The sequence below is a fragment of the Posidoniimonas polymericola genome (assembly GCF_007859935.1).
Classification (GTDB): Bacteria; Planctomycetota; Planctomycetia; order Pirellulales; family Lacipirellulaceae; genus Posidoniimonas; species Posidoniimonas polymericola.
The window spans coordinates 902,362-917,360 of the sequence record NZ_SJPO01000001.1; the positions used below are offsets into that span (position 1 = coordinate 902,362).

Here is a 14,999-nt window from a genome sequence, read left to right on the forward strand (position 1 = left end):
GTTGGGGTTCGTCCCTAGTCCCGTCCGAGGATGTGGAGGTCGTCGACCAGCGAGCACCGCCGCTCGCGGGTGAAGGTGAGCGGCGTCGTCACCCCCTCGCCGGTCGGCGTCGCGATGCTGAAGGACAGGTACCCCTCGCCTCCCAGGCCGAGCGACGCCATGCTCGGGCCATTCTTGACGAACAGCGTGGTGTCCATCGCCCTGCCCATCATCGTCATGTGCCGCACGTTGTTGGTGTGGATGATTGCGGTGTGCCGGAAGCCGTGCTCGTAGTGCTTAGCCTTGGCGATCGCATCGGCGATGTCGGTGCAGCGGACGAACGGGACGAACGGCATCATCTGCTCGACCGGCACGAAGGGGTTGGACTCGGCGGTCTCGCCGAACAGCAGTTCGGTGTCGGCCGGGACCTCGCGGCCTGCCGCCCGTGCCAGCACAGCGGCGTCCTTGCCGATGAACTCTTTGGCCGCGACGTCGTGGCGGTGCTCGCCCTCGCCGACCGTAGTGATCGCGGCCGCGGTCAGACGGTCGATCTCCGTGGAGTTCAGCCGGACCGCGCCGGCCCGCTCCATGGCGGCCAGCATCGGGTCCATCGCCTCGGCGGTGCAGAACACCTCCTTCTCGGCGATGCAGAGCAGGTTGTTGTCGTAGGCGGCGCCCTGGATGATGGACCGCGCGGCGCGGTCGAAGTCGGCCGTCTCATCGACCACGACCGGCGGGTTACCCGGCCCGGCCACCACCGCCCGCTTGCCGCTGTTGAGCGCCGCCCGCGCCACGGCCGGCCCGCCTGTCACGCAGATGCAGGCGATGCCGCGGTGGGCGAACAGGGCGTTGGCCGACTCGAGGGTCGGCTCGGCGATCACGCAGATCAGGTTGTCGATGCCCAGGTCGGCCGCGATCGCGGCGTTGAACCGCCGCACCCCCTCGGCCGCGACCCGCTTGCCGCTCGGGTGGGGGTTTACGACCAGCGTGTTGCCGCCGGCGATCATGCTGACCGCGTTGCCGGTGATGGTTGGCAGCGAGTGGGTGACCGGCGTGATCGCGCCGATCACGCCGTAGGCCGCTCGCTCGATGACCGCCAGGCCGTGGTCGCCGCTGAACACCTCGGACTTGAGGAACTCAACGCCCGGCGTCCGCTCGCCCAGCGTGCGGAGCTTCTCGATCTTGTGCTCAAGGCGGCCCACGCCGGTCTCTTCCATCTCCATCGTGCCGAGCTCGACGCACTGGTCGATCGAGATGCGGCGGATGTGGTCGATAATCCGCTTGCGGTCCTCGATGGTCCGGCGGCTGAGCTGTTCGAACGCTTCACTCGCCGCGGCGACGGCCTCGTCGACGCAGGTGAACACGCCGTTGCGGCCGTGGAAGCCGTTGGTAGGCGAGGAGGGCGGCAGCTGGCCGACCTCGGCGAGCACCTGCTGGATGACGCCGCGTAGCGTCGCTTCGTCGAGTTGCATCATGGTCTGGTTCCGCGCTGGGGCAGCGTCCGCGGGGGACTACTTGCTCGGGTCAAAAATGGTTTTCTTGTCGACGTCCACTCGGTCGATGATGCCGATCACCACCGTGTCGATCGGCAGGTTCTTGGTCTCGGGCGTGAGCCGGGCGCTGGAGCCCTGCGTGATGAGCACGTACTCCCCCTCGCCGACGCCCAGCGTGTCGACCGCCACGAACGTGCGGCCCGCGCTCACCAGCTTCTTGCGGTCCTTAGGGTCCAGCCGGTAGGGCTCGACCACCAACAGCTTGTGCCCGCGCAGGGTCTCGACCTTCTGTGTCGAGACGACCGAGCCAGTTACCTTGGCGACAAACATTTTCTAGTGCTCACAGGGGGCGTTACGACTGTTCGAGGAACTGCTGCGTCTGGCGAGCAACAATCAGCTCTTCGTTCGTGGGGACAATCCAGATCTGGACCCGGCTCTCCTCGGCGTGCAGGGGACCCTCCTCGCGAGCCCCCGCGTTTTTCTCTTCGTCAAGCACCACGCCGAGCTCGCCGAGCCCGCCGCAGATCGCCCGGCGGAGGTCGGCACGGTTCTCACCGATGCCGCCGGCAAAGGCAATCACGTCGGTCCCCCCCAGCTCCACCAGGTAGGCCCCCAGGTAGTGACGCACGCTCGTGGTGTACACGTCCAGCGCCAGCCGGGCCCGCTCGTCACCACGCTCGGCCGCGTCCGCCAGGTCGCGGACGTCGCCGCTGGAGCCCGACAGCCCCTTCAGCCCGCACTCGTTGGCCAACAGCGCGAGCGTCTCGTCGAGCGTCTTGCCGAGGCGGTCCATCAGCACCGGCAGGGCAAACGGGTCGAAGTCGCCGATCCGGTTGTTCTGCGGCAGTCCTGACTGCGGGCTCATGCCCATCGAGGTCGCCACGCTCTCGCCGCCGCGGATCGCGCAGACGCTGCTCGAGCCGCCGAGGTGGCAGGAGATGACCCGCAGGTCGTCCCTGCCGAGCAGTTCGGCGGTGCGTTGCCCCACGTAGCGGTGGCTGGCGCCGTGGAAGCCCCACCGCCGCACGCCGAACGACTCCGCCCACTCGACCGGCGCGGCGTAGTGCTTCAGCCGCGGCGGGTTCGTGAGGTGGAAGCCGGTCTCGAACGCGGCGACCAGCGGGATGTGGGGCAGCTTCTCGTGAACCTGCCGCATCGCCGCCACGTAGGGCGGGTTGTGGGCCGGCGCCACCTTGGCCATCTCCTCCATCGCCGCTAGCAGGTCATTCTCGACCCGCCCCACTCCGCCGACCCGGCCGCCGTGCACCGCCTTGAACCCGATCGCGCTAACCTCGTCGGCCGAGGCCAGGCAGCGGAGCTGCGGATCGGTCAATTCACGCAGGCACTGCTGCACCGCGGCCCCGTGGTCGGGCGCCGACACGGTCGACTCGCGTCGCTGGCCTCCGGCCTCGACAAACGAGTCGCTCTGGTCCGCGCCGATCCGCTCGACGCCGCCGCGGGCGAGCTGACGCTCGTCGCGCATGTCGAACAGCCGGTACTTGAAACTCGTCGAGCCCAGGTTGGCAACCAACACCTTCATGGTGGGGTCCGCTAATAGGGGTGGGGGGAGCGGTTCTCGCCTACTTGAAGTACGCGTCCATCACGCCGTCCGACGGGCGGGCGATGATGTGGCTTGCGATTAACTCGCCAACCTGGCTCGCCGCTGCGGCGCCTGCCTCGACCGCTGCGCGGACGCTGCCGACGTCGCCGCTCACCACGCTGGTGACGAAGCCGCCGCCCAAGTCGACGCGCTTCTCGACCTTCACGTTGGCCGCCTTGGCCATCGCGTCGGTCGCTTCAACCAACGGTACAAGGCCCTTGGTCTCTACTAGTCCGATTGCCTGTTGCATGATTCAGCCTTTCAAATCAATGGGGATTATCTATGGGATTTGCTTAGCTCTTGCGCGGCGGCGCGGCCTTCCTGAACACCGTCTCGACGTCCTCGTGCGGACGCGGGATCACCTGGACGCTAATCACCTCGCCGATCCGGCCGGCGGCGGTCGCCCCAGCGTCGGTGGCCGCCTTCACCGCGGCGACGTCGCCCGTGACGAACACGGCCCCGAGGCCCGCGCCCACCTTGTCCCAAGACAGGAACGTCACGTTCGCCGCCTTCAGCATCGCGTCGGTCGCCTCGACCAGCGGCACGAAGCCCTTGGTCTCGATCATGCCGAGCGCCTCGACTACTTTCGCCATCTTTGAATCCTCGCTGTCAAACCTGGATAAAACGACACATTCCGTTATTCCTGAACCTCAGTGCCTGCGGTCCTCCGAGGCTTGTCTTGTTGCGTGCTTCTCGTGGCGGCCACGCCCCGTGGGGTGGGCCTCACCCCGCCTGGCACTTACAGCCCTCCTGCTTGACCAGCCGAACGCCGGTCGCGTGGTCGAGGTCGGCCGCGTTACCCTCGTCGGTGTCGATGTGCACCTCGAGCTTGCTGGTGGCGTCGGCCCGCACCAGCAGGTCCTTGAACAACACCCCGCTGGACGACTCGACCTCGAGGTCGATGCGGTCCCCGCTCTTGACCCCTAGCCGCTCGGCGTCCCGGTGGTTCATGTGCACGTGGCGCTCGGCGCGGATCACGCCCTCGGCGAGCTCGACCACGCCGGCCGGGCCCACCAGCACGCAGCCGGGCGTCCCCTCGATCTTGCCGCTCGCGCGGACCGGCAGGTCGATCCCCAGCGAGATCCCATCGGTGAACGCCAGTTCGACCTGGCTGAACGACCGCGTCGGGCCGAGCACCCTCACGTTCGGCAGCATCCGCCTCCGCGGGCCGACCACCATTACCGTCTCCTCGGCGGCGTAGAAGCCGTCCTGGTAGAGGTCCTTGCCCGGCGTGAGCGTGCTCCCCGGACCGAACAGCGTCTCGACGTGCTCGTCGGTCAGGTGGACATGCCGCGCCGAGACGCTCACCACCAGCTCCGAGTGCGCCGCCGCGCGGCTCGCTGTGGTCTGCTGTCCCAGGTCGGCGATCGAGAACTGGCGTCGCACAATCTCGCGGACGATCCGCTCGACGTCGCTGCGTTGGAGTACGGCGTTGCTGGTCATGGCTGTGCTGCGACTAGTGCCAGTGGCACGGACAAGGTTTCTGCGGCGTGACCGGTTGGTCGGCACGTTACCGTTCGTAAACGGCGGGGTTCGTGCTCACGCGATGTCGCGTCTCAGGAACGGGGTTTTGGGAATAGCTGCTAGTGATGATTGGGTGTGGGGTCGATCGCGGCGCCTCCGTCCTCCGCCGCGCCGTCGTCGGCGGGGAGGTCGTCGGCCACCACCAAGTTGATCGAGGCGCCGCGAAGCGGCTCAAACCACTTCTTGTCAATCTGGCTGTCGACAACCAAGTGGTCGATCTGGTCGAGGCCGCAGACCTTGGCGATGCTCTGGCGCCCCAACTTGGTGCTGTCGGCGACCAAGATCACCTCGTCGGCCGCCCGGATCATGGCTTGCTGAGTGGACGCGATCATGTGGTTCGTGTTGTACAGCCCGGTCTCGTTAATGCCCGCGGCGCTGATAACCGCCGTCTGGACCCGCAAGGAGCCGAGCATCTCTTCCGCGTAGGCGCCGACCAGCACCCCGGAGGTGCTCTTCAGGTACCCGCCGATCAGGATCAGGTCGACCTCCGGGCGGGAGCTGAACAGGTTGGCGACCGGCAGCGAATTCGTGACGACCTGCAGCGGTCGACTAGTTAGCCGTCGGGCGAGTTCGTAGGTAGTTGTCCCCCCGTCGAGCAGCAGCACGCCGGTGTCGGGCACCAGGGCCTCAGCCGCGTGGGCAATCGCACGCTTCTTGCTCCACTCGGCCGTCTGCCGGTTGCGGAAGTGCGACAAGTGCGGCGACGGCCCAGCGTAAAACGCTCCGCCGTGAGTCCGACGCGTCAGCCCATCCCGCTCCAGGTGCATCAGGTCGCGGCGGACCGTCGACTCAGAGACCTCCAGGCGTTCCGCCAGGGCCGGCAACGAGGCAAATCCGTCCCGCCTGACGAGCTCCAGTAATCGCTTCCTGCGTTCGGTAACCACGGACACACCTGTGACGAGATCTGCTTGCGTTCTCGCCTATTCTGACCAGTACCGGCGTCACAATCAATCACTTATTGCATGTGCAATGACAGAAAATAACCAGAGTATGGAGCGAAGTTGGCGTCCGCCCGTCATTAGGTGGCTGTGATATGCCACTTCCAGCCGAACGGACCTGGGATTGTGTCGTAAGGTGTTTTCTAGAAACGCCTTATGGATTCTCGAAGGACTAGTCCACCATGGGGGCCTGGGGCGGACCTCCGGGCGTCCGTTGACAGCTATCAGTCAGAATGACTTCAGACGCGGTCTGTGGGGATCCGCTTACGCGGCGCCAAGCAAGCGATTGCGGTGCAGAAGAGCCTGCCGATCTTCGTCGTGCCTGCTACCGGGTGGGCTGTGAGCGGACGTAGAGTCATCGCCGCGGCCGAAATCTACGGCCTCGGGGACGATACGGTCCCGAGCAGTTAAGCACAAGACAGCAGGACCGCCCAAACTAGGGCGGGGAGTTGCCAGACACGAGGTCGTCGCCAGCTGCTTAGGCTAGCGCGGCGAACGAGCCGCTGGCGCCAGGTCGTCAACCAGGGCAAGCCGTCCTCTGCTGGATCGACTGGAGACGTTGGCGGCGCAACGCTCAAAAGCAGCCGCGCCGACGCTTACGCCGGCCTGCCACCCACCAGCCACCGAGGCCGACTAGAGCAAGGCTGGCCGCCTCCGGAGCGGCCGTGGCCGCCCCCAGCGAGGGAATCGACGCGCCGTACTGCCCTTTCCACACCAAGAGGTCGTCGTCGTCGATCAGGCCATCGCCATCGCCGTCAGCGGCCGCGTAGGCCGCCACAGGGTCTCCCTGCGAGTCCCGCCAGACAGTGTAGTCGGCCGCGTCAACGCTGCCGTCGCGGTTGAAGTCGCCGCTCAGGAACACCGAGATCGAACCGACATCGGACACGTTCAGCGCGTAGGCGGCGCCCGCATCATCCGCGAGTTCGTTGAGCCCGCCGAACGAGAGCGAGTATTCGCCCACGGTCGGTGTCGCAATCGAGAATGGCACGGACAGCAAGCCCTTCCCGTCTACCAGTGGGGCGGATCCGGGGTTCGAGCTGTATAGGTCCTGGGCCGCCTGGACCGCCTGGCTGCTGTCCGAGAAGTTGAGCAGCGTGCCGCCGGTGAATAGCGGGTTCGCCGGGCCTGTCGCGTCGCCGAGCGTCACGTCGGATGAGCCAACTGAAAGTTCCACGGCGAACGCGCTGGCGGGAAGCCCCACCTCCGCCCCCGAGACCGCCAGACGCACGTCGAATGAACCCGATACCGGGTTGGCGTTGCTTATCGGAACGTTGAGTTCCGGGAGCAGGTATCCGACCTCGGCGGCGGCTGGGCCCGCCGCAACAAAGGCGGCGAGCACGGTCACGATTATCAATGTCAAACGCATAGCCTTCTCTCCGGTGTCATGTACAGTCTTGAGTCGTGGTAGTCAGGGCTGAACCGTTAGAAGGCCGAGCCGAAGAGCTGGCCGATTGCCTCGTCCCGCTGCTCTTGCGTCTCGTTTTCTTCCGTCTCTTCGCCGTCGGTCGCTTCATCATCGTCGTTGGTCTGCGACCCCGACTCCTGCAGGTAGAGCAGCAGCGACTGGTCCTGGTAGCTCACTACTTCCGACTGGCTGTATACCAACTGGGAGCTTGCCTTGGGGACCGAGACGCTCTCGGCGAAGGCGAACAGAACCGGCCGCGAGGCCGGAGCCACTTCGGCCTGTGGGGCGGCGGTCACCGCCGCCGCGGCGGCGGCCGGAGCCGCTACCGGGGCAGGCGCCGGAGCCATCGGGGAGCCGGTGGGCAGCGAACTGAACTGCCGCAGGCGGATGTCGTTGACGTCGGTGCCGGTCACCGTGCCCGAGCCATTCACGTCTGCGTAGATCGAGTAGCCAGTGTCGCCGGCCGCCAGCAGTTTCTTGCCGTTGGCGAACCCAAGGTCCGTGGGCGAGACGATTGTGCTGCGGTTGGCGTCGCCGGGGACGACATCAAACCGCATTGAGTCGCTGCCCGTTCCACCGTCGCCAACGGCATTGCCGGCGTCGTCCTCGACGTCGGAGCCATCGACGTAGACCAGCAGCTTGTCGGGCCCGATCGGATCAAGCAGTGTGATCGTAGCGGTAAAGGTGGCGTTGTCGTAGGTGAAGGAGGCGATGCTCGGCGAGCCGTCCAATCCGACAAGCTGTATATCAGCGGCCGTGATCGTGCCGCCGCCGATCTTCTGCACCTCCTCGCTGAACGTCACGTGGATGACGTCGAGGTTCACCCACGGCAGCGGGGCCTCGCCGTCGGTCACCGAGTAGCCAAGGCCGCCGACCGGATCGACGAAGTCAACAAAGCTGTTGCTCCAGTCCAGCGAGCCGACCTTCACCGAGGCGATCTCGGGAGCGACGTCGTCGATGATGGTCACGCCCGCCGATGCCGAAGCCGATTGGCCGCGGTCAGACACGGTGACCGTCACAGTGTAGCTTCCCTTCTCGGTGTAGGTGTGCGACTCGGACGCGGAGACGCCGAAGACCTGCGTACCGTCACCAAAGTTCCAGTCGTAGGTCAGCGTTGGATCGGAGTCGCCGTCAGAGGCAACCACCGTAAACGATAGGGTGTCACCCTCGCTGCCCGAGGTGGATCCGGAGAGCGAGCTGATGAAGGGAACAACGTCCGCAATATCGTCGACGTCGATCGTCACCGTGGCGGTGTCCGGGGTCGTGCCGTCGGTGATGGTGTAGCTGAACACCTCCTCACTGATTTCTTCGGCAAGGTCGCTCGCGTACTCGAACTGGCCACCCGAGATGTGAGTCAGGGTGCCGCCCGTGAGCGTGCTGCCCGGGGTCGATGGCGTGATGACCATCCCGCTGGAGAACGCCACACCGGCAACTTCCGAGATCGTCGGAGCACCGGACTGGCCGGAGACATCCGCTCCGTTGCCGTTGTCGGCGAACAGGTCGATCGTGGTTGTCCCACCCTCGGTGACGGTCGCGCTGTCGTCCTTGGCGTCCGGAGCGAGGTCTTCGATCGTCACGTTCACTGTAACGGTGGTCGTGTCGGCGCCGCCGTTCGCAACGCCGCCATTATCCTTCACCGTGTAGGTGAACGAGTCGATACCCACGCTTCCGTTCGGCGTGTAGGTGATCATGCCCGTGCCGAGCGCGGCCAGGACTGAGGACCCGCCAACGCTGGTGGACCCGACCCCGATCAGGCTGACCGTCTGGCCGAGCTCAACCGCGTCGATGGTCGCCAGAGCGTCGAAGGTGATGGTGCTGTCCTTGTCGACCGTGATCGACAGCGGGTTCGGGGTAGCCACCGGGGCGTCATTAACCGGGGTGACAGCGATGTCGAAGGTCTGCACCGCGCTCTCGCCACTTTCGGAGTCCACCACCTTGAAGGTGAAGGAGTCGCCAAGCGTCTCGCTGCCGTCGTGCGTGTAGGTGACGACATTGCCGGCGGCAAGGTCGGCCTGCGTGAAGGTCGAGACGTTGAGCGAACCGTTGGCGGGGCCGGTGACGACCATGTAGGTCACGGGGTCGATGTCCTCGTCGTCAGAAGCCGAGAGCTCGGAATCCGTCAGCGACACCGCTCCGCCCTCGAGCACCGACGCCCCCGCGTTGACGTCAACCACCGGCAGGTCGTTGACGTTGTCGATCGTGACGGTCAGCGAAAGCGTGTTTGTCGGGAGGTCGCCGTCGCTGCCGACGATGTCGAAGCTGTAGGGTCCGTCGTTCTCAGCGTCGAAGCTGACGAGGGTCTTGAGCTCGAACACGCCGGGCGATCCGGCCTTCTCGACAATCTCAAACTCGGTGTTGGGCGCCACGAAGACGAGGGTCAGGGTTTCCCCGTCATCAACGTCATCCACGACGATCTCAGCGACGACCGTGCCCACCGGGAGGTTCTCGGCCACGCTGAGCATGCCCGGGTCACCCGGGTTCGGGTCGTTCAGCGTCGGCGCGTCATTGGCGCCGTTGACGGTGATCGTGACCGTCGCGGTTGACAGGGTCGCGTCGGACATCGGCGGGGTCGACGAGTCCTCGACGGTGTAGGTGAACGAGACATCGGCGGAATCGCCGTCGTCGAGGTTCTCGAATTCGCCGGCCGGCTTGTACGAGAACGTTCCGTCGGCGTTCACGGTCAGGAGGCCGCCGCCGGCTACCGGGATCTCGGCGCCCACGTCAGCGGCGACGCCGTTGACAGCGATCACCTTGAGCGGAGCGACGCCGTCAGGATCGGCATCGGGGCCGCTGCCGTTGTCGCTGAACAGGTTGCCGCTGACGTCCGTATCGTCCTCCCCAACGTTGAACGCATCACCCTCGGCAAGCGGCGAATCGTTCTGCGGGGCGAACTCGATCGTGAACGACTGATTGTTCCGCGTCTTCGCGGGCAGGGCGTCGACGGCCTCGTCGATCACCTGGAAGTCGACCGTGATCGGCGCCTGGCCTTCGACCCGGTTGGTGTGGGTGAAGGTCAGCTTTCCAAGGTCGATGTCCGACTGCTTGATGTCCAGGTCGGTGGTGCCGTCGTACTCCACGCCGTTGACGGTCAGGACGCCGTCGGCGAGGTTGCTCACCCCGGTAATGCGGACCGTCAGGTCGCCGGCGGCCGTTTCCTCGTCGGTGTAGTTAAACCCGTCGATCACCTGGGCGACTTCGACGCCGTCAACTTCTTCGTCCAACGTGACCGTGCCCGGTCCGTCGTTGTTGGACGGAGTGTCGTTGACACGTTCGATGTTCACCGTCAGCTCAACCGTAATCGGTGTGTCACTCTGGCTATTGGTGACTTCGAACACCAGGATCGCGACGTCGTTGCCCGGGGTGGCGTCGACGCCGAGCGAACGGACCTGGATGCCGGCGTGCGTGCTGCTGGCCCCGCTGACGTCCGTGTTGTTGACGTCTTCCTGCGTGAAGCTGGTGATGACCGACGTCGATGTGGGCCCTACCTCGCGGAGGCGGAGCTCGACCAGGTCGGAGCCGTCCGTATTGTCTGCACGCTTGACGCCGGTCAGCGTGTAGATGATGTCGGAGGCCGGGATCCCGTCGGCGTCGGTAACCTTGAGGATCGCGTCGGTGATGTAGTTGCCGTCCGCGTTGTTCGACCCTTCGGTGATTGTCAGCGGCGTGTTGGTGTCTTCCACCAACGGGTCGCTCACGGCGACAACCTCAATCGTGGTCGTCAGGGCGTTAGAGGCGTCGTCCCCGTCGCTGACCTCGAGCGTAGCGACGCGGTCCGGCGTTGTGGCCGGGGCATCGCTGGTGTTCTCGAAGGTGATGCTCTGCAGCAAAGCCTCGTAGTCGGCTGCGCCGACGGTCCCCGCGGTGTCCGGGGTGATGGTCACCACCATCGTGCCGGGCGTCGTCGTGTCGTCAAGGACGACGGTCAGGCCGGTAGCCGGGGTGTAGCTCACCACATCCTGGCCAGACTGGAACCCAGTGATGGTCAGGGTGGCGGACTCGAACGTCTCGGTGGCAAGGCCGTCATCGTCTGCGATGCTAAGGTCGCCGAACAGCGTTGTCGGCGCCGGCTGACCTTCGGTGTAGGTCAGGGTCTGGCCGTCGTTGGCGCTGGTGATCACGGGGGCGTCATTCACGGCGACGACATCGACCGTGATGGTCGTGTCGCCGAGGTTGTTCGCAGCCGCACCGTCGTTCACCTGCACGTTGATCGAGCGGGTCGTCTTGGTGTCGTTGACGGTCGGGTCGTTCGTGCTGTTGCTGAACTTCAGCGAATCCAGGATGTCCTGGTACTCGGCCAGCGTGGCGGCGCCGGTGAGCGTGATTACGCCCGTAGTTGCGGCGGCCGAGTCGTCGATTGTGATCGGGCTCATCGCGGGAGCCGCGTCGATTTCGATCAGGTCGCCCGGCTCGAAATCGGTGATGCTGATCGTCGCCGAGACGAGCTCGGTGCTGTCCACGTCAGTGATCGAGAGTGCGTCGGCGATATCGACAGCCGCGCCGCCCTCCGTGAAGGAGTTGTCGGTGGAGCCGCTATTGTCGACGACTGGCGCGTCGTTCACTGGAGTGACGTTCACCACCAGCGAGGCGGTCTGCGCCGGGGTGTCTCCGTCTTCGACGCTGAAGTCGATCGTGGCCGAGCCGATCACGCCGGCTGGATCGAGGTCAACCAGCTTCACCTGGCCGAGCTGCAGCTGCTCGTAGGTGAACGCGGTGATCGCCACTCCCGGATCGCTAGCGAGCTCGAGCTGGAGCCCCGTCGGCACCGATGTGGCGGTAACATCTAGGTTGGCCGCCGCGGTATCGGGGTCGGTGACCGACAGGCTGCTCGAGGTCAGCGTCACCGCGGCGCCCTCGGCCATTGTTAGCGTGTTAGTCGAGACAGTTGGAGCATCGTCGATTCCGGTCAGGGTGATAGTAAAAGTCTTTTCGGTGGTGTCGGTCCCGCCATCCGTGTCGGTGACTGCCACGGTTACAGTTGCAACGCCAAACGCATTGAGGGCCGGCTCAAACGTCAGTTTGCCCGTGTTGGTGTCAATTGAGGGCTGGCCACTCGCCGTGAACAGTGCAGGATTGTCGCTGGAGACATCCACGGAGTACTCTGGTGCGCCATCGACGGTGTCGACGTTGTAGAGGAAGCCATCCACAGACCAAGGGCCGGAGTCCTCGTCACGAGTCACATCTGTTGCCAAGATGTCAAACGTTGGCGGATCGTTGACACCAGCAACTGTGATGTCGAATAACTGCAACGCCGTTGTGCCACCGTCGAGATCCTCAACCGTGAAGGTGAAGGAGTCGGTCGGGTCTTCACCCCCGCCATGGGTGTAGGTTACTTCGTCTGCATCCAGTTGGGCCTGCGTGAAGGTATCCCCTGGATTGAGAGGGGTGCCGAGTAGCGCAAGACTGCCGTCGGCCGGAGCAGTCACTACGGTATAAATCAGGTCTGCTGGTGCGGTCTCTGCGTCATTAGCCTCTAGGGTGCCCTTCAGCGAGACATCAACGTCCCCTTCGGTCACGCTCAGCCCATCATTCGTGTCGACCTCCGGCGGGTCGTTCACCGGTGTGACGCTGATCGAGAAGGTGCTGGAGAGCACCGTCATGCCGTCGGTAACATCGAATGCGAACGAGTCGGACGTCGACTCTCCGGCATCGTGGGTGTAGGTCACGTCGCCCGCGTCGAGCTGTGCCTGGGTGAACGTGCTAAGCGACAGGCTGCCGTTTGCCGGGCCCGAGGTCACGGTGTAGACAATGTCGCCGTCGGCGGTGTCGGCGTCGGTCGTGTCGAGCCGCGTGTCGAGGGACTGGCTGCCGCCCTCTACCACCGTCAGGCCGAGGTTTGTCGTGATTTCAAGCGGATCGTTGACCTCATTGATCGTGATGCTGTAGGTCGCCGATACCGACTTGTCGCCGTCACTGACCGTGAACTCGAACGAGTCCGCCGAGACGTTGGGGGTCGACTGGGTGTACTTGACATCGCCCGCGTCGAGCTGTGCCTGAGTGAACGTGGTCAGCGACAGAGTGCCTGCCGAGGGGCCGGAGGTCACGGTGTAGACGAGGTCGGCATTGACGTTGTCCACGTCGGCGGCGGCCAGGGTGCCGGCCAGCGAGACGTCGGCGTCTGCTTCGGTGACGGTGAGCTCGTCGTTGGTGGCGACCGTCGGGGCGTCGTTGTCCGGGTTGACGTTCAGCAAGAACTCGCCCGGAGTCGCCGTGCTAGCGGTGGCGCTTTCGGCGCCGGCGTCGTCACGAACCTTGAAGGTAAAGCCCGCGGTGGTCGTTTCGGAGCCGTCGTGATCGAAGCGCACGCGGGTCGAGTTGTCGCCGGTGGCGAGGTTCAGGTCGTCCTGGGTGAAGGTGTCATTGACGCCAAGGATTTGGCCATCGCCGTAGCTGTTGCCCCCGATGCGGAGGTAGCCGTTGGTTAGGCTGACAATCTCGTAGATGATCGCGGTGTCGGCATCGTCGGGGTCGGAGAACACGAGGTCGGAAGAGCCTACGACGTTGCCGTCGTTGTTGCGACCGTGAATCAGGGTTGAGGCGCCTTCAAGCACGCTATCCGTGCCGATCTTCTCCTCGACAGGACCATCGTTAACGGCTGCGACGTTCACCGTGGCCAATGCAACCGCTGAATCCTCATCGCCGTCGTTTACCTTGAATTCGATGGCGCGGGCCGGGGCGACCGAGGTCGGGTTGTCGCCGATGTTCTCGAATTCGACCGACTGCAGCAGGGTCTGGTACTCACCAACGGTGGCCGCGCCCGAGAGGGTCAGTACGCCGGCGGCGTAGCTGGCCGTCACACCGGCCGGCAAGGAAGCGGTCACAGACAGCAGGTCGTTGGCGTCGTAACCACTCGCAATCGTCACAGTGGCCGACTCGATCAGGGTGTCGTCTACGTCAGCGACGGTTACGCCACTGTCGACGACAACAGCGGAGCCACCCTCGGAGAAGGTCGGGGCGCCGCCCCCACCGGCAGTGACGACCGGGGCGTCGTTCACTGGGTTGATGGTGACATTGACGGTGCCGGCGAGGCCGTCGGCGGTCGTGAAGTTGAAGGTTGCGGTGGTCGGCCCCTCGGTCGTGTTGACTGGCGTGTAGGTGATTTCGGCGCCAGCGGCAGAAACGCTGCCCTTGGTGTCGCCAGCGAGGAGGCTGGTGATCGCTGAGCCGTCGATGGTGATGTCGAACGATGTGGGTGCGCCCACGTTGCTCTCGTCGACGACGATCTGGTAGTCCGTGGCGGTCACGGCGAGCGGCGTGGCGGTGCTTCCGTCGGCGAAGAAAGTTGAGCCGGTAGCGGTCGCCTTCAGGTTGAAACCGCTGATCGAAACGCCCTCGGCGTCCGTGTCAACCAGCGTGCCACTTGCCGAAAGGGTCGTGCTCGAGGCGCCGTCGCCGATTAGCTCCAAGCCGTCCAGCTCGCCAGCGCCCGCGGGCACCGAGAGATTCTCGGCGAACTCGCCGCCGGCAACAAAGATCCGGTCGTTCGAAAGTGCGTTGTTGTTTACGGTGTCCGCGGCCGCTGTGCTGATGGCGGCGCCGATAGTCGTAAACGCCTCGACGTTAAATTCGGCGGTCGCCGGCGCGTTTGAGTCCGTGTGAGTGAAGTTGACGATGTCGCCGGTGGTGAGGTCGCCCGACATGTCGGTATCGGTTGCGACATCAGCGAAAGTGAAGCTGCCAACGACAAGGTCGGCTGCGAGCAGGGCTCGCTCTTCCAGCGGCTGGAAGAAACGTTGCCGATTCCCCCGCGCCCTCACACCGGCGGACGCCCGACGCCGGTGCGTTGGCGGGGTGAAAAGCTCGCTGATCATCCCCAGCATTGCTGCCCACAGCGCCGAGAAGCGAGAGAGGTTCATCGGCACGAAACGCTGCGGGAACGCCTTGCGCCAACGCTCAAGCCGCGACTCACGCCGACGCTGCATCGCGTAGAAGCGTTGCTGCGAACGCTGGCTCGAACGCTCGGCCTTCAGGCGGGCGTGGGCGGCGCGACGGGTGGGACGGCTGGCGGACGGAGTGTGGTGGCGACGATTCATGGCGATAACGATCCCTGGTGTGGGCTTAAA

At 65.2% G+C, this 14,999-nt stretch carries 9 protein-coding genes; all 9 read right to left on the minus strand.

Annotated features, from left to right (window positions below; translation table 11 throughout):
* Positions 1–14: 14 nt before the first annotated feature.
* The 9 genes from Pla123a_RS03625 to Pla123a_RS03665 all read right to left on the minus strand — a co-directional run bounded on the left by Pla123a_RS03625 (position 15) and on the right by Pla123a_RS03665 (position 14,969).
* Positions 15–1,451: an aldehyde dehydrogenase family protein gene (locus Pla123a_RS03625; RefSeq protein WP_146584276.1), complete on the minus strand. Its 1,437-nt coding sequence runs from the start codon at positions 1,449–1,451 to the stop codon at positions 15–17.
* A 39-nt stretch (positions 1,452–1,490) separates the two neighbouring features.
* Entirely contained in the window at positions 1,491–1,802 is a 312-nt protein-coding gene (locus tag Pla123a_RS03630) for a EutN/CcmL family microcompartment protein (protein ID WP_146584151.1), read from the minus strand.
* A 22-nt stretch (positions 1,803–1,824) separates the two neighbouring features.
* The gene (locus tag Pla123a_RS03635) at positions 1,825–3,012 is read right to left on the minus strand and encodes an acetate/propionate family kinase (protein ID WP_146584152.1); all 1,188 of its coding nucleotides are present in this window, start codon (positions 3,010–3,012) and stop codon (positions 1,825–1,827) included.
* Positions 3,013–3,052: 40 nt separating this feature from the next.
* Positions 3,053–3,322, minus strand: coding sequence for a BMC domain-containing protein (locus Pla123a_RS03640; protein ID WP_146584153.1), 270 nt, complete (start codon positions 3,320–3,322; stop codon positions 3,053–3,055).
* A 43-nt stretch (positions 3,323–3,365) separates the two neighbouring features.
* Positions 3,366–3,665 carry a BMC domain-containing protein gene (locus tag Pla123a_RS03645; RefSeq protein ID WP_146584154.1) on the minus strand — a complete coding sequence of 100 codons (300 nt, stop codon included), beginning with the start codon at positions 3,663–3,665 and terminating at the stop codon, positions 3,366–3,368.
* 130 nt (positions 3,666–3,795) lie between these two features.
* Positions 3,796–4,515 carry a phosphate propanoyltransferase gene (gene pduL / locus Pla123a_RS03650; RefSeq protein WP_146584155.1) on the minus strand — a complete coding sequence of 240 codons (720 nt, stop codon included), beginning with the start codon at positions 4,513–4,515 and terminating at the stop codon, positions 3,796–3,798.
* A 140-nt stretch (positions 4,516–4,655) separates the two neighbouring features.
* Positions 4,656–5,486: a DeoR/GlpR family DNA-binding transcription regulator gene (locus tag Pla123a_RS03655; RefSeq protein ID WP_146584156.1), complete on the minus strand. Its 831-nt coding sequence runs from the start codon at positions 5,484–5,486 to the stop codon at positions 4,656–4,658.
* Positions 5,487–6,108: 622 nt separating this feature from the next.
* Complete coding sequence (locus tag Pla123a_RS03660; RefSeq protein ID WP_146584157.1) at positions 6,109–6,900, minus strand: PEP-CTERM sorting domain-containing protein; 792 nt, start codon at positions 6,898–6,900, stop codon at positions 6,109–6,111.
* Positions 6,901–6,956: 56 nt separating this feature from the next.
* On the minus strand, positions 6,957–14,969 hold the full coding sequence (locus Pla123a_RS03665) for a cadherin-like domain-containing protein (protein ID WP_197527644.1): 8,013 nt from the start codon (positions 14,967–14,969) through the stop codon (positions 6,957–6,959).
* Positions 14,970–14,999: the final 30 nt, after the last annotated feature.

Excerpts from the sequence above, each read along its gene's own strand:
- Pla123a_RS03625 (WP_146584276.1), bottom strand. The coding sequence starts at position 1,451 with ATGCAACTCGACGAAGCGACGCTACGCGGCGTCATCCAGCAGGTGCTC.
- Pla123a_RS03630 (WP_146584151.1), bottom strand. The coding sequence starts at position 1,802 with ATGTTTGTCGCCAAGGTAACTGGCTCGGTCGTCTCGACACAGAAGGTC.
- Pla123a_RS03635 (WP_146584152.1), bottom strand. The coding sequence starts at position 3,012 with ATGAAGGTGTTGGTTGCCAACCTGGGCTCGACGAGTTTCAAGTACCGG.
- Pla123a_RS03640 (WP_146584153.1), bottom strand. The coding sequence starts at position 3,322 with ATGCAACAGGCAATCGGACTAGTAGAGACCAAGGGCCTTGTACCGTTG.
- Pla123a_RS03645 (WP_146584154.1), bottom strand. The coding sequence starts at position 3,665 with ATGGCGAAAGTAGTCGAGGCGCTCGGCATGATCGAGACCAAGGGCTTC.
- pduL (WP_146584155.1), bottom strand. The coding sequence starts at position 4,515 with ATGACCAGCAACGCCGTACTCCAACGCAGCGACGTCGAGCGGATCGTC.
- Pla123a_RS03660 (WP_146584157.1), bottom strand. The coding sequence starts at position 6,900 with ATGCGTTTGACATTGATAATCGTGACCGTGCTCGCCGCCTTTGTTGCG.
- Pla123a_RS03665 (WP_197527644.1), bottom strand. The coding sequence starts at position 14,969 with ATGAATCGTCGCCACCACACTCCGTCCGCCAGCCGTCCCACCCGTCGC.